The organism is Pedobacter sp. HDW13 (assembly GCF_011303555.1).
In the GTDB taxonomy this organism is placed as follows: Bacteria; Bacteroidota; Bacteroidia; order Sphingobacteriales; family Sphingobacteriaceae; genus Pedobacter.
This window is the reverse complement of record NZ_CP049868.1, coordinates 2,026,591-2,040,893: the sequence shown is the minus strand read 5'-3', so window position 1 is coordinate 2,040,893 and position 14,303 is coordinate 2,026,591. Positions and strand designations below refer to the sequence as shown.

Annotated in this window: 12 protein-coding genes; 3 read left to right on the top strand and 9 right to left on the bottom strand. The window is 41.5% G+C overall.

Annotated features, from left to right (window positions below; all coding sequences use genetic code 11):
- Positions 1–76 precede the first annotated feature (76 nt).
- Entirely contained in the window at positions 77–1,198 is a 1,122-nt protein-coding gene (locus G7074_RS08570; RefSeq protein ID WP_124561951.1) for a DUF4407 domain-containing protein, read from the bottom strand.
- Positions 1,199–1,326: 128 nt separating this feature from the next.
- Here G7074_RS08570 and G7074_RS08565 point away from each other — a divergent pair, with 128 nt between their 5' ends.
- Together G7074_RS08565 and G7074_RS08560 are read left to right on the top strand one after the other, a co-directional pair.
- Positions 1,327–1,644, top strand: coding sequence for a rhodanese-like domain-containing protein (locus G7074_RS08565; RefSeq protein WP_124561952.1), 318 nt, complete (start codon positions 1,327–1,329; stop codon positions 1,642–1,644).
- Between the two features lie 189 nt (positions 1,645–1,833).
- Positions 1,834–2,034, top strand: coding sequence for a DUF6358 family protein (locus G7074_RS08560; protein ID WP_124561953.1), 201 nt, complete (start codon positions 1,834–1,836; stop codon positions 2,032–2,034).
- Between the two features lie 45 nt (positions 2,035–2,079).
- Here G7074_RS08560 and G7074_RS08555 read toward each other — a convergent pair whose 3' ends face one another.
- Positions 2,080–3,114: a dipeptide epimerase gene (locus G7074_RS08555; RefSeq protein ID WP_166207964.1), complete on the bottom strand. Its 1,035-nt coding sequence runs from the start codon at positions 3,112–3,114 to the stop codon at positions 2,080–2,082.
- 79 nt (positions 3,115–3,193) lie between these two features.
- On the opposite strand from G7074_RS08555, the gene G7074_RS08550 reads away from it, so the two are divergent.
- Positions 3,194–4,330 carry a hypothetical protein gene (locus G7074_RS08550; RefSeq protein WP_166207961.1) on the top strand — a complete coding sequence of 379 codons (1,137 nt, stop codon included), beginning with the start codon at positions 3,194–3,196 and terminating at the stop codon, positions 4,328–4,330.
- A 205-nt stretch (positions 4,331–4,535) separates the two neighbouring features.
- Here the strand turns inward: G7074_RS08550 and G7074_RS08545 are convergent, their stop codons facing one another.
- The 7 genes from G7074_RS08545 to G7074_RS08515 form a co-directional block, all read right to left on the bottom strand.
- Positions 4,536–6,161: an NADP-dependent glyceraldehyde-3-phosphate dehydrogenase gene (locus G7074_RS08545; RefSeq protein ID WP_124561956.1), complete on the bottom strand. Its 1,626-nt coding sequence runs from the start codon at positions 6,159–6,161 to the stop codon at positions 4,536–4,538.
- 121 nt (positions 6,162–6,282) lie between these two features.
- Positions 6,283–7,728 (bottom strand): MFS transporter, encoded by a 1,446-nt coding sequence (locus tag G7074_RS08540; RefSeq protein WP_124561957.1) that lies wholly within the window; start codon positions 7,726–7,728, stop codon positions 6,283–6,285.
- Between the two features lie 28 nt (positions 7,729–7,756).
- Complete coding sequence (locus G7074_RS08535) at positions 7,757–8,419, bottom strand: bifunctional 4-hydroxy-2-oxoglutarate aldolase/2-dehydro-3-deoxy-phosphogluconate aldolase (protein ID WP_199748414.1); 663 nt, start codon at positions 8,417–8,419, stop codon at positions 7,757–7,759.
- A gap of 2 nt (positions 8,420–8,421) precedes the next feature.
- Positions 8,422–9,468, bottom strand: a complete 1,047-nt coding sequence (locus G7074_RS08530) for a sugar kinase (protein ID WP_124561958.1) — start codon at positions 9,466–9,468, stop codon at positions 8,422–8,424.
- Between the two features lie 114 nt (positions 9,469–9,582).
- Positions 9,583–10,983: a glucuronate isomerase gene (uxaC, locus tag G7074_RS08525; RefSeq protein ID WP_166207958.1), complete on the bottom strand. Its 1,401-nt coding sequence runs from the start codon at positions 10,981–10,983 to the stop codon at positions 9,583–9,585.
- A gap of 143 nt (positions 10,984–11,126) precedes the next feature.
- On the bottom strand, positions 11,127–12,773 hold the full coding sequence (locus G7074_RS08520; protein WP_124561960.1) for a UxaA family hydrolase: 1,647 nt from the start codon (positions 12,771–12,773) through the stop codon (positions 11,127–11,129).
- Between the two features lies 1 nt (position 12,774).
- Complete coding sequence (locus G7074_RS08515; protein WP_124561961.1) at positions 12,775–14,286, bottom strand: tagaturonate reductase; 1,512 nt, start codon at positions 14,284–14,286, stop codon at positions 12,775–12,777.
- Between the last annotated feature and the right edge of the window lie 17 nt (positions 14,287–14,303).

Below are 14,303 nucleotides of genomic sequence, written 5' to 3'. Positions count from 1 at the left end.
TGACCATTGTCTATAAGCCATCAACTATGGGCCATTAACCAACCTTTCACCTTTCCTATTCCATCTTCTCTCAAACCTAGCTGTCCCAGTCGTGTTTTTCCAGGTCCCGGTAGGCTTTTCCTTTAATAATTTCCTTTCGTTTGGATGATTCTGAATCGACCCGGGTTTCGTGAATATTATCTGCGACTTCGAAATGAAAATCTTTATCTTTTTTAGAATGGTAAATCGAAACCTCATCTCCGTCGGCAATGGCATAATCGTAAGGGCCACGGGCGCTCATCAGTTTAACAAATACAGGCAAACATTCGAAGAAGATAAACAGCAGGCCAATAAAAGTTACTGCAATGGCGGTGTTATTGTCGCGGCTGCCATCTACGTTAAATTTGAGCTGGCCAAGCGCCCAGTTACGGTCGGCAAAACCTGCAATATTGGCGAGGCTGTCTAATTGCTTTTTGGTATATAGTTTTTCAGTAAACAGGCCATCAAATTCTTTGCGTTTATCAACAAAAGTTTCCGATTTGTTAATGGTTGCTTTGAGCGAATCGAGCTCTGCTGTGCGTTGTGCAATTTCGGCTTCCTTGCGTTTGGCATAAGGACCATAACCCATTACACCAGATGTTTCGGTAGTTTTATTCCCGAATATTTCGAAGTTAAGTTTCTGCCGGTCGGATTTGATGCCTTTTTCGAGCGAATCGCGGGTAGCTTTTTGCTGGTTTAAACGGCCAAATTCTACCTGGTATTTTTTCTCGAAAGCTTTATTCAGCGTATCTATTTTAGCGCGCTGACCATTAAGGTAGCTCACTTTTAACCGTTCTTTAATCTCTTTATCAAAAATTTTAAGCTCAATTGGTCTCGAAATTACCATCCCGATCATAATGGCGAGTAAAATACGCGGCGTTGCTTGTAGCAGCTGCTTATTGGTACTTGCGCTTTTATTGATGCTGGATACGATGTAACGGTCCATATTAAAAATGGCAGCACCCCACAAAAAGCCAAAAATGATGGCGAAAATTACCGCCAGGTCATCGCCTTTAAATACAAAATACATGGCATAACCGCCAGAAAGGGCTGCAAATAAGCCTGTAAAAAAGATGGTGGCACCAATGCCGGTATATTTATTTTGTTCTGAAGGATATTTTTCCAGTGTCGGGATATGAGCGCCAGAGCAAAACCAAAAGAAACGGTTCAGTTTGTCCATTTGTAACTATTTATAATTAAACGCCTAAGGGTTTAAGTTGTTACAGTTTTTAGCAAAATTTTATGGCATTTTTTTGATGGAGGCAGTAAGGCTGATTTTCTTATATTTGCATAAATACATTTAATAAAATGAAAGAAATATCGGTACAAGAACTAAAAGAGAAAATCGACAACAATGAAGATTTTCAATTAATTGATGTTCGTGAAACATTCGAATATGAAGTTTCTAATCTGAACGGTGAAAATATTCCGTTAGGTGGAATTTTAATTGAGGCTGATAAGGTTGCGAAAGATAAACCAGTAATTATTCAGTGCCGTAGTGGTAAAAGAAGTGCAGCAGCTGTAATGCAGTTAGAACAACAATACGGATTAGATAACCTTTACAATTTAAAAGGTGGGATTTTAGCCTGGCAAGAGGCTTACGATCCGAATATGCCGGTTTATTAGAATAACCAATTATCAAAAAACAATAACCAAAGTACAATTGTCAATTGGAGTAAGTTAAATATAAACAAATATCAATTTTCAAACTTTACCGATTGCGTAAATGTTATTGGCACCGGATAGGGTTTGAAAATTGGTTATTGCTAATTGGTGCTTTGTACATAAATCTCTTACAAACAAAATCCTCTATCTGTGGGTAAAAAATTTGCTTTAAATATCTTCTACAACCTGGCCATTATCCTTTCTATTTTTGGATTGGTTTGGTGTTACAACAACGCGAAATATCTTCCTGCAGGATTTTTAGTGGGCGTAACTTGCTGCTTGTTTTATTTCAAGTATCAGCTAACCAAAGACATTAGGAAAAGCTTTAAGGAAAAAGATCCTAAATTATAAAAGGATTGAGTTTTGAATGATTGAATGAGGGAATGTGCATTTTGGCTATTCATTCCACATAAGCTCATTAACACCTTCAAGTCCTAATCCGGGTAAATCTTTTAAAATATACCTGCCATTTTCGAAAGCCGGAGCGGTAAAAGGATTGTTTTTGGTTAACCATGGACCATCTAAATCTGCCCAGTTGCACAATGGCGCTAACGCAGCTGCAGCTAATGTTGCGCAGCTGGTTTCGCTCATGCAGCCAATTAAAACCCTCATTCCAAAAGCACGGGCCTTCAAAATCATCTGATGCCCTTCGTACATGCCACAGCTTTTCATCAGTTTTACATTAATGCCGTGGTAAACTCCTTTCAGTCTGTCCATATCGGCTAAGCGCTGTACAGCTTCATCGGCCAGTAGCGGAATCGGGCTGCGCTCGGTTAACCAGGCGTTACCAGCTAGATCATTTTTATCCATAGGCTGCTCAATTAGAACCACACCATTGTTATGCAGCCAGTAAATCAGATCGATGGCTTTAATGCGGTCTTTCCATCCCTGGTTGGCATCTACATACAACGGAACATTGGTCATACTGCGGATTGTTTCGATAATCTCCTGATCGTTATCCCTCCCCAGTTTAACTTTTATCACCTTAAAAGCACTGGCATCTTTCAGTTTTTCGCGGATGACTTCGGGGGTATCAATACCAACGGTATAAGAGGTAACAGGCATTTGGTCTGGGTTTGCTCCATAAATTTCGTAACAGGGTTTATTTAAAATTTTCCCCTGTATATCGTTCAATGCAATATCTATGGCTGCTTTTATAGCTGGCTGTCCGAGTGCAATGCTATCGAGGTAGGCAATAATTTCCCCAAAATTGAAAGGGTGCTTAAAAGCGCTTAAATCTACCTGTTTTAAAAAGCTTGCGGCCGTTTCGTAACTTTCGCCCATGTAAGGCACCATTGAGGCCTCTCCATAACCTGTAATTCCCTCGTAAGTTATTTTAAGCAACATTAAAGGCGTGCTGGTGCGGGTAAATTTGGAAATCGAGAACGGGTGTTTTAATTCTAGTTCAAATTGTTTGTAACTAATCTTCATGATCAATCGTCTTCTAAATAAATAGGGAAATTATTGCCTTACAAAAGTATATTTGTTTATTAACGCAAAAACCTCTGCCATGGAAAACGTTTCAAGATTACGGTATTTTATTTATTTATCCTTAATAATTATTGGAGGATGTACCACAGGAAAGAATGCGCTGCAAAAAGGCGACTACGATGCGTCGGTAAGTAAGGCGGTTAGCAGGTTGCAAAACTCGCCCAAAAACACCGAAGCTATGCAGGTGCTTAAAACTGCTTATGATCTGGCTTTACAGAGCCATTTGCGGAAAATTGATGAAGCTAAATTATCGAACGACTTGTTCAGATGGGAATCGATTATGTACGATTACCAGAAAATAAACCAGCTGGCAGATGATATTAACAGCTGTCCGGCTTGTTTGGCAATAGTGCCCAGCCCATCGAAATATATAAATGAGCTTGCAGATAGTAAATACATGGCTGCCGGGGCGAGATACAACTCAGGGTTGGGTTACTTAAGGGAAAATAACCGTTTAGCAGCAAAAAAGGCTTATTACGAGTTCGAAAAAACACTGAACCTGCAACCGAATTACAAGGATGCGAAAGCTAAAATGGAAGATGCCTACTGGGCTGCGGTAACCCGGGTGGTTGTACAACCGATTATTGTAAACAGCAGCATGTATAAATTAAGTGCCGATTATTTTCAGCGGCAAATTGATCAGTTTATTGGTCAATATTCGCGGAATAAGTTTGTGATTTTTTATGGCGAGCAGCAGGCTACTGATCAAAAAATTGTTCCCGATCAGGTATTGAACTTAAATTTCGATGATTTTGTGGTTGGACAAACTTATGTAAAAGAGCGGGTTGAAAGGCTCAAACGCGATAGTGTAGTAATTGGCGAAACCCGCGAAAGAAAACCCATTTATGGTACGGTTAAGGCTACTCTGAGTATTTTTGAAAAGAATATTTCTTCTTCAGGCTTGCTGGATATGAGTATTATGGACTGGAGCACTAAAAAACTGGTGCGTCAGCAAAAATTTCCGGGAACTTATATTTGGAGAGATAGTTGGGCGAGTTATAAAGGCGATGACCGTGCGTTGAGCAAGCAGCAACTGGCCATGACAAAACGCAGGGAGATGCTTCCACCACCACCAAGTACCTTATTTTTGGAGTTTACCAAGCCGATTTACAACCAGTTGGTAGATGATATTGGCTATTATTATAATAATTACTGACAGCCCCCATGGAATTCGCTATTGCAATAACGGTATAGGCAATCCGTCATTCCCAACTTGATTGGGAATCGTAATGCATAAGTTTTAAGATTAGCTTCGCTGAGCACTACTTGGTTCCCGTATGCACTGGAATGACGATCGTCTTTTTGCAGAATGACAGGATAAAAAAACGCAAATCAATGGATTTGCGTTTTTTGCTATCAAACTAGAAAATGTATTTCGTACTCAGGAAGTTCGAATCATCTCCTTTAACAATCTCGTTTAATAGTTTTTTATTGCTATCGGTAAATTTAGTGGCTACAAGTGATCTGATTGAGAACGAACGTAACGCATCTACTACCGAGAGGGTACCTTCGGCACTATCTTTACGGCCGGTAAACGGAAATGCATCCGGACCACGCTGACATTGACAGTTGATATTAACACGACTCACCTGGTTAACCAATGGATCGATTAGCGAAGAAATAACTGCCGCATTGTTACTGAAAATACTGACCTGTTGGCCGTGTGGCGAACCGATTAAGTACTCGATTGGTTCTTCTAAATCATCAAAAGGCACTACAGGTACAATCGGGCCAAACTGCTCTTCGCGGTAAAGTTTCATGTTGCTGTTAACCGGATAAACAATGGCAGGGTAAACAAAAGTTTCGAGGGTTTGTCCACCGTTTTTGTTAATTACCTTTGCACCGTGTTCAGCAGCATCATCAATGCAATCTTTTAAATATTCGGGTTTATTTAATTCTGGTAGTGGGGTAAGGTTTACGCCTTTTTCCCAGGGCATACCAAACTTTAGTTTCTCTACTTCTGCCGATAAACGTTTTAAGAATTCCTGCGCCAGGCTGCGGTGCACGTAAACAATTTTAATGGCAGTACAACGCTGTCCATTAAAAGAAAGCGAACCCAATACTGTTTCAGAAACTGCCAGATCAAGATCTGCATCTTTGGTAATAATAGCCGCATTCTTGGCGTCAAGCCCTAAAATGGCCCTTAAGCGGTTTACTTTAGGGTGTAGTTTTTTCAGCTCGTTGGCCACCTTGCTCGAACCGATCAGCGTTAGCACATTAATTTTTCCCGATTTCATTAAACCCGGAACAATGGTATTACCGCGGCCGTAAATGGTGTTTACTACTCCCTTCGGAAAACTAGAGCGGAACGCCTCTAATAAAGGGTAGTGCAATAATGTACCGTGTTTAGGTGGTTTGAATAAAAGCGTGTTGCCCATAATCAAAGCCGGAATTAAAGTGGTAAAGGTTTCGTTTAAAGGATAATTAAACGGCCCCATACAAAGTACTACCCCCAGTGGCGAACGGCGCACCTGGGCCACAATACCCTGCTCTATTTCGAAACGCGAAGATTGTCTGTCGATATCTTTTAGCGCATCAATGGTAGCATAGATATATTCAACCGTACGGTCGAACTCTTTTACCGAGTCGGCATACGATTTACCAATTTCCCACATAATCAGTTTGGCAACAATTTCTTTTTGCTCGATCATTTTGTGGGTAAAGTTTTCTACGCAGGCAATACGATCAGCAACGCTCATGGTTGGCCACTGGCCGCGACCGTTATCGTAAGCAGCAACTGCAGCATCCAAAGCTTCTGTCGATTCCTTTTCGGTACATACCGGGAAACTTCCAATCCGTTTTCGTTTTAAACCTTCAGGAGTTTTAATACATACGGGAGAAAAAACTTCGTTAAAAGGTCCGTTCCAGGGTTTCATTTCACCATTGGAAAGGAATTCTTTCTGATTGATTTCTTCCTTGAGCCTAAATTCATCTGGAATCTGGCTCTCTTCAACGAAAATACTTTCGAGGTTTAGCGGTGTACTCAATTTTGGTTTGGTTGTTAGGGTTTATAATTGTTAGTCTATAGTTTAAGTATAGATTAACGTTTTTAAAAAAAACATTAAAGATTTAGGCACTTTTTGTGGTGCCTAAATCTATTGGTTTGAATTATTTAACTTCTATCACTTTATATTTTGGAACAAGTGCTTTCATCACTGTCCATCCAATTAAATAAGCTATAGCACAGAAAGAGAAAACGATAAAATAACCGGCCTCTTTACCCTGGAAACCCATAAAAGTCATTTGGGTATCGCCAGCATAGGTAAACAGTACTCCTGAGCCCTTGTTGATAAAAAATGAGCCTAAACCTCCGGCCATACCGCCAATTCCGGTTACCGTAGCAATGGCCTGACGAGGAAACATATCACTTACGGTAGTAAATATATTTGCAGACCAGGCCTGGTGTGCGGCACCTGCAATACCAATGATAATTACCGGTAACCAGTAGGTGTAATGTCCTAAAGGTTGAGCCAGTAAGGCCAATAGCGGGAAGAAGGCAAAAATCAACATCGATTTCATCCTTCCATCGTAAGGGTTCATGTTTTTCTTGCCGATAAAATAAGATGGTAACCAGCCTCCAATAATCGATAGCAACGTAATTACGTACAATATAAACAGTGGGAAAGCACTTTCGGTACCGCTCATTTTGTAAATATCTTTCAGGTAAGCCGGCGACCAGAATAGGTAGAACCACCAAACACCATCAGTCATAAACTTACCAAAGGCAAAGGCCCAGGTTTGTTTAAACTTAAGGCAATCGGTAAATGATAGCCTTTTTGTTGGCGATGCAGCAGTAACCGTTTCGCTCACTTGCTCATGCGCTACAATATCCTGCTGGATATAAGCCAGCTCAGTTTTGCTTACACGTGGGTGGTTTTCTGGTTTGCCATAAAGTAAAATCCAGAAGAACATCCAGATAAAACCTAAGGCACCAATGATAATGAACGACATCTCCCAGCCATAAGCCTCGGCAATGTAAGGAATGGTTACAGGAGCTGCCAAAGCACCAACAGTTGCACCCGCATTGAAAATACTGGTGGCAAAGGCACGGTCTTTTTTAGGGAAATATTCGGCGGTAGCTTTAATGGCTGCCGGAAAGTTTCCTGCCTCACCCAGGGCCAGTACAAAACGGGCAAAAATAAATAACGAAAGGCTGGTTGATAGAATTAAGGTCGTATTACCCACGGTAGAAAGTGCCTGCTTTGCTCCTGCAAAACTCATGGCCCAGGTACCGGTAATAATCCCTGAAGTAGCAATACCACAAAAGGCGTGGATACATGCACCTACCGACCAGATTCCGATGGCCCAAAGGAAACCTTTTTTGGTATCCATCCAGTCAACAAAACGTCCTGCAACCAACATTGATCCAGCATAAAAAAGAGAGAACAGCGCCGTAATGGTTCCATAGTCGCTATCTGTCCAATGAAATTCGGGAACAAAATAATCTTTCCATGTAAGTGAGAGTACCTGTCGATCTAAATAGTTAATGGTGGTTGCAACAAATAACAGTGTACATATCGTCCATCTGTATTTGCTCATTTTGGTTTGGCTCATTTCGGTTGTGTGTGGTTAGGGATTGGGGTTATTTACTTTGTTTAATGAGGTCGAGTGCCAGTTGGGTATTTTCGTACAGTTCATCGTAAAGACCCTTGCTCATCACATCTTTACTGATTAGTTTACTGCCCATACCAACGGCACAAACACCAGCTTTAAACCAGGTTTTTAAGTTATCGGCATCAATTTCTACACCTCCGGTTGGCATAAATAGCTGGCCGGCAAATAAATCTTTAATTGAAGAAATAAATTCGGGGCCTAAAATATTAGCTGGGAAGATTTTAATGAGCATAGCTTTGTGCTCTTGCGCCACGCTAATTTCGGTTGGGGTCATACAACCCGGAATCCACAGCATGCCTATTTTGTTCGCAATTTCGGCAACAGCCGGATTGATAATCGGTGCAACAATAAAATCGGTTCCGGCCTCAATAAAAGCATTTGCATCAGCAGGGGTTTTAATGGTACCAATACCCAGATAAAGATCGGGCATTTCTGCATCGCGGATTTCTTTTAGCTTTTTAAAATTAGGCAAGGCTGATTTACCACGGTTGGTGTATTCGAAAACACGAACACCTGCTTTATACAGGGTACGCAATATTTCTACACTTCCTGCTTCGCTATCCTGATAAAAAAGGGGTAGCATGCCCTGCTCTAAAATGGCATCTAAAATTTTGTGCTTGTTACTGATCATGGTTATATAATTCTTTGTTCTATATCGGCCACGGTGCTGGTTGTGGCATCACTTGCAATGTATAATTTATCGTATGCGGCTGCGGTAGCAAAATTTAAGGTTTCTTTAGCTGGTAAACCGTTGTAGAAACCATAAATCAATCCGCCCATAAAGCAATCGCCGCTTCCCACTTTGTCTAAAATTTCTTCAGAAACATATTCTTCTGAAACGGTGAGTTCGTTGTTGGTATAAATGGCGGTATAATAGCGGATGCCTTTGCCATGATCGAACCTGAAGGTATTGGCTACGGCTTTACATGCAGGGAACAAACTTAATATTTCTTTAGAAGTATCAGTTGCTTGTTGCAGTAACGTTTCTTTTGCATAACCTTCGGTTGGCAGCAAATCGGGGTGGAGTGCCGTGCCCAGCATCTTATTGGCAGCCCAAACATTGCCCATAATTAGGGTACAATATTTAGCCAGCTCAGGTAAAATATCGATCGGCTCCTTACCGTATTTCCAAAGTTTGGCGCGATAATTTAAATCTAAAGAGATGGTAATGTTTTTTGCGCTGGCGGCTTTAAGTGCTTCCAGGCATACATCGGCAATATTTTGGTTAATGGCAGGGCAGATGGCGCTGAAATGGAACCAGGCTACATCCTCAAAAACTTCGTCCCAATTAATCTGTCCAACTTTTAAACCAGCATAGGCCGAATTGGCCCGATCGTAAATTACACCAGCATTTTTAAGGTCTTTTCCTTTTGGCAAATAGTAGAGGCCCAAACGCTCGCCATCGTAAACCATTGGCGTAGTATCGATATTGCGGACATTAAGATATTCAACAATTTCGCGGGTTACCGAATTATCGGGCACAGCCGACAAGTAAGCCGAAGGTACATTCCATAAGGCTAAGGCGGTAGCTACATTTAGTTCGGCGCCTCCAACATAAAACGGCAGTTTGTTTTCTTTTAACCATTGGCCATCCATATCTGGACAGATGCGTAAAAGTATTTCACCAAAGCTTAAAACTTTTTTTCCTTTTTTTGATGAATCGAATATTTGGGTACTCATTTTTGTAGATAATCGGCTTTTTTCATGCTGTTTTCTGCAACGGTATGAAAATAGAAGTAAAACGTTTGAAATGCGTTGAATCCAATGAAATTCTTCGTTAAAGCCTGATTTTGGTTAAAATTTAAAGTAATTTTTTGCGTTAAAGTACGAAATATCCTGCACAATTTTACCGACCCACTCCAGGTCGTTAGGCAATTCGCCATTTTCAATGTCGGTCCCAAACAGGTTACAAACAATCCTTCTGAAATATTCGTGACGTGGGAAAGAAAGGAAACTGCGCGAATCGGTAAGCATACCCACCAGGCGGCTTAAAAGTCCCATGTTCGATAGTGCATTTAATTGTTTAATCATACCGTCTTTTTGATCTAAAAACCACCATGCCGATCCAAACTGTACTTTACCTGCTACCGAGCCATCGTTAAAATTGCCAATCATGGTGGCGATTAATTCGTTATCTGCAGGGTTAAGATTATAGATGATAGTTTTGGCCAGTTTATCCTGATTGTCTAAACGGTTTAAGAATTTAGAAAGCATACGCGCCTGGCTAAAATCGCCAATTGAATCCCAGCCGGTATCAGGACCTAATTGTCTTAACATGCGGGCATTGTTGTTGCGTAGTGCACCCAAATGGTATTGCTGTACCCAGCCTTTTTCGTGGTCCCATTCGGCAAAATAAACCAGCATTGCTGATTTAAATTTCAGGTTCTCTTCGTAAGAAATTCCTTTTTTACTACGGATTTTATCAAAAATAGCGCTGATTTCGGCTTCGGTATAATCTTCGGCATAAATTTGCTCTAAACCATGATCAGATACCGAACAGCCATTAACTGCAAAATAATCGTGACGGCTTTTCAACGCATCGATATAATCCTGAAAACTGCTAATGGTTTTATCCACTACACTTTCCAGTTTATCAATGTATTCGTTTAAACCTTCAATATCATCGCTGTTCATGGCCTTATCAGGACGGAAAGCGGGTAACATTTTTAAGTTTGCACCTTCTCTGGTCAATTGCTGGTGAAAGTTCAGGCTATCTAAAGGATCGTCGGTGGTACAAACCGATTCTACATTCATTTTTGCCAATAAGCCACGTACCGAATATTCGGGAGTTTGTAGCTTAGCCGAGCATTCCTCGTAAATTTTCTGTGCGGTTTTGCCCGAAAGTAAATCGGTAATACCGAAATAACGCTGAAGTTCTAAATGCGTCCAGTGGTATAAAGGGTTACGCAAAGTGTAAGGAACAGTTTCTGCCCATTTCTCAAATTTCTCAAAATCAGAACCTGCGCCGGTGATGTATTTTTCATCAACGCCATTGGCACGCATGGCCCGCCATTTGTAATGGTCGCCGGCCAGCCAAACCTGGCTTATGTTGGCAAACTGTGTGTTGTTGGCAATTTGCTCCGGGATGAGGTGATTGTGGTAATCTATAATGGGTAATGGTTTGGCAAAATTGTGGTAAAGTTTCTCTGCAGTTTTGCTTTCCAAAAGAAAATTTTCGTCTAAAAAAGGTTTCATGCTATGGTTAGATGTACGATATGAAAGTTGTTCTGGTCATATCTGGTTAATATTCTGTTTCTACCGGCTTGTGTCTCCACAAGCCGGAATTAGGATTAAGTTTAATCCTTCTGGTCAGTGCGGACACTGATCACGGCTGATAATTAAAGGCTCACACCGCGTTTCCAAGGAATAAAATCGTCTTGATTTAATAAGACGGCCTTTGGAATAACCTCGCCACTTGCGGCTTTAATGCAGTATTCCAAAATATCCTCGCCCATTTGTTCGATGGTTTTTTCGCCTTCGATAACCGGACCGCAATTGATATCGATAATATCGCCCATACGTTTGGTTAGGGCATTGTTGGTCGATACTTTAATGGTTGGGCAAACAGGATTTCCGGTAGGCGTACCCAGGCCGGTGGTAAATAAAATAAGGGTTGCGCCCGATGCCGCTTTACCGGTAGTGGCTTCAACATCGTTACCAGGTGTACAAACTAAATTGAGGCCTGGTTTGGTTGCAGGTTCGGTATAATCCAAAACATCTTCAACCGGCGATGTACCGCCTTTTTTTGCTGCGCCAGTGCTTTTTATCGCATCGGTAATTAAACCATCTTTAATGTTGCCTGGTGAGGGGTTCATGAAAAAGCCAGAACCAACGTTTTCAGCCGATTGGTTGTAAGCCGTCATTAACTGGATAAACTTGCGTGCAGCAGTTTCGTCTTTAGTACGGTCAATTAGTTGTTGTTCTGCGCCGCATAGTTCAGGGAACTCGGCGAGCAGAACTGTTCCGCCTAAGGCCACTAATAAATCGGAAGTATAACCCACCGCAGGATTGGCGCTGATTCCACTAAAACCATCGCTACCGCCACATTTAACGCCTAATACCAATTTGTTTAATGGCGCTGGCTGGCGTTCTATTTTATTGATTTCGGTTAAACCGATAAAAGTTTTTCTAATGGCTTCTTTAACCAGTTGTTCTTCACTTTGTGATTGTTGCTGTTCGAAAACAAACAAGGGTTTATCGAAATTAGGGCTGCGGTGTTTCAGGTCTTCCATAAAATCGTGCACCTGCAGATTCTGGCAGCCCAGGCTCAAAACGGTAACACCGGCCACATTAGGGTGATCAGCATAGGCCGCCAATAACTTGCTCAAAACAGCAGCATCCTGACGGGTACCGCCACAACCGCCCTGGTGATTTAAGAACTTTATACCATCAACATTTTTAAAAACACGGTTGGCTGATGGATTGGCCTGCCCGATGGATGCCGGATCAGCCTCTGCTAAAATCTCGCCGTTTTTATAAGCTTCTACCAGCTGGTGTGCGTACGATTTGTATTTGTCGGTTACAGCATAACCCAGTTCGTTATGCAAGGCTTCGCGAATTACATCGAGGTTACGGTTTTCGCAAAAAACAGTCGGGATGAACAACCAGTAATTGGCTGTTCCCACACGGCCATCGCTGCGGATATAACCATTAAATGTACGGCCTTCAAATTTAGAAACATCAGGTGCCTGCCATTCGTAATGGTATGGACGGAATTCGAAAGGATCAGACGCATGTTTGGTATTTTCGGTATCCATTAAGCCACCTTTTAGGATGAAATGCTGTGCCTTTCCAACCAATACACCGTACATAATAATGTGGTCGCCCTGGTTCATATCCTGCATAAAAAATTTATGCTTGGCCGGAATGTCATCCTGTAAAATATAGTCCTGCCCATCGTGGATAACGGTTTCGCCTTTTGCCAGGTTTTGAAGCGCAACCAATACATTATCGTTAGGATGGATTTTTAAAATTCTCGTAACCATTTTATATTGTTCTTTCTGAATGCAAGTTACCTAAAGTTTCTTTTGCACCTTTATTTTGTAATAAATCAACGTACGATTTTACGGCCGCGTTAAAGCCGGGGTAATTGTTTAAGTTTTTATCCCAAAGGCGTCTGTCGCCAAGGGTATTGTCTACCACAGTTTCAGGATTTTTCCAGTATTCGTATAAAATTCCGGCAAATTCATCATCAATAGGGTAAGTTTTTCCGTTTAATTTTGCAACGAAAGCATCGCCATCTTTAGCTACATTCATGAAAAGGATATAGGCCGCCACACCCAGCGCGGTAAGCTGAGGCACCTCGTTTTTTAAAGCGTAGTACCTTCTGATTAAAGGCATGTTACGCATCTGCAATTTTGAAGTGTAGTTTAAGGTAATGGCCTGCCACTTGTGCTCTAATGCCGGGTTACTGAAACGGTCGATTACACTTTTTGCAAAAGCAAGGGCTTCTTCGTAAGTAATGTCTTCGTTTACCACAACCGGGGCAATTTCATCCTGCATCAGTTTTAGTACGTGGGCCGAAAACTCTTCGTTGGCCATGGCCTCTTTTACCGTATTAAAGCCGGCTAAAATGGCTAGTCCACAGCTAATGGTGTGGGTGCCGTTCAATAATCGGAGTTTTAATTCTTTAAATTTATCGATTGATGGAACAATGAAAATGCCTTTATCGGCTTTGGCAAACGATAGGATTTCTTTAACCTTTTCGCTCGATGATTCGATGGCCCAAAGTCTGAAAGGCTCTGCCATGATCATCAATTCATCTTCGTAGCCTAATTCGTTTTCAATGGCTTTTTGCTCGGCTGCCGGTAGTTTTCCGGGTACAATACGATCGACCAGAGTTTTGCAGAAATGATTGGCGGTTTTTAACCAGTTTTCGAAATCCCAGCCCAGTTTATTCTGGATGGCCAGGTTCAGTACAATCTCTTTTAGTTTATCAGCATTATCGCTAATGAGTTCAGTTGGTACAATCACCATTCCGCTTTCTGCCGAACCGTTAAAGGCGTTGTAACGTTCGTGCAAAAAGGCAAGCAGTTTGCCGGGGTAAGATTGTGGTGGGTTATCGGTAATTTTATCTTCGCTTTTTACAATACCTACTTCGGTGGTATTCGAAATTACCACTTGCATTTCGGGCTGGTGTGCCGCTTTTAAAATTTCAGCCCAATCCTGTGCAGCCGATAGTACACGACTGATGGATGAATTGATGGTATTTTCTTCAACGTTATCACCATCTTCAATACCTTTAACACACAGGGTATACAGGTTATCCTGTTGCGAGAAAGCATCTGCGCCACCTTTTGAGGTTGATTTAACGACCAGCACGCGACCATTAAAAATGCCCTGATGATTGGCCTTATCGATGAAATAATCGGGTAAACCACGCAGTAAAACGCCTGTTCCAAACTGGATTACTTTTTCTGGTAATGCCAAAATTTCAGCGTTTGGTTTGGTAACCTTTTCGCTGCTGATGCTGTTTAAATTTTCTTTGTTTAAAACCATTGCTGTGTCTTTTCTGT

What these genes read in the sequence shown, in the direction of transcription:
- G7074_RS08570 (WP_124561951.1), bottom strand. Translation starts at nt 1,198, where the DNA reads ATGGACAAACTGAACCGTTTCTTTTGGTTTTGCTCTGGCGCTCATATC.
- G7074_RS08565 (WP_124561952.1), top strand. Translation starts at nt 1,327, where the DNA reads ATGAAAGAAATATCGGTACAAGAACTAAAAGAGAAAATCGACAACAAT.
- G7074_RS08555 (WP_166207964.1), bottom strand. Translation starts at nt 3,114, where the DNA reads ATGAAGATTAGTTACAAACAATTTGAACTAGAATTAAAACACCCGTTC.
- G7074_RS08550 (WP_166207961.1), top strand. Translation starts at nt 3,194, where the DNA reads ATGGAAAACGTTTCAAGATTACGGTATTTTATTTATTTATCCTTAATA.
- G7074_RS08540 (WP_124561957.1), bottom strand. Translation starts at nt 7,728, where the DNA reads ATGAGCCAAACCAAAATGAGCAAATACAGATGGACGATATGTACACTG.
- G7074_RS08535 (WP_199748414.1), bottom strand. Translation starts at nt 8,419, where the DNA reads ATGATCAGTAACAAGCACAAAATTTTAGATGCCATTTTAGAGCAGGGC.
- G7074_RS08530 (WP_124561958.1), bottom strand. Translation starts at nt 9,468, where the DNA reads ATGAGTACCCAAATATTCGATTCATCAAAAAAAGGAAAAAAAGTTTTA.
- uxaC (WP_166207958.1), bottom strand. Translation starts at nt 10,983, where the DNA reads ATGAAACCTTTTTTAGACGAAAATTTTCTTTTGGAAAGCAAAACTGCA.
- G7074_RS08520 (WP_124561960.1), bottom strand. Translation starts at nt 12,773, where the DNA reads ATGGTTACGAGAATTTTAAAAATCCATCCTAACGATAATGTATTGGTT.
- G7074_RS08515 (WP_124561961.1), bottom strand. Translation starts at nt 14,286, where the DNA reads ATGGTTTTAAACAAAGAAAATTTAAACAGCATCAGCAGCGAAAAGGTT.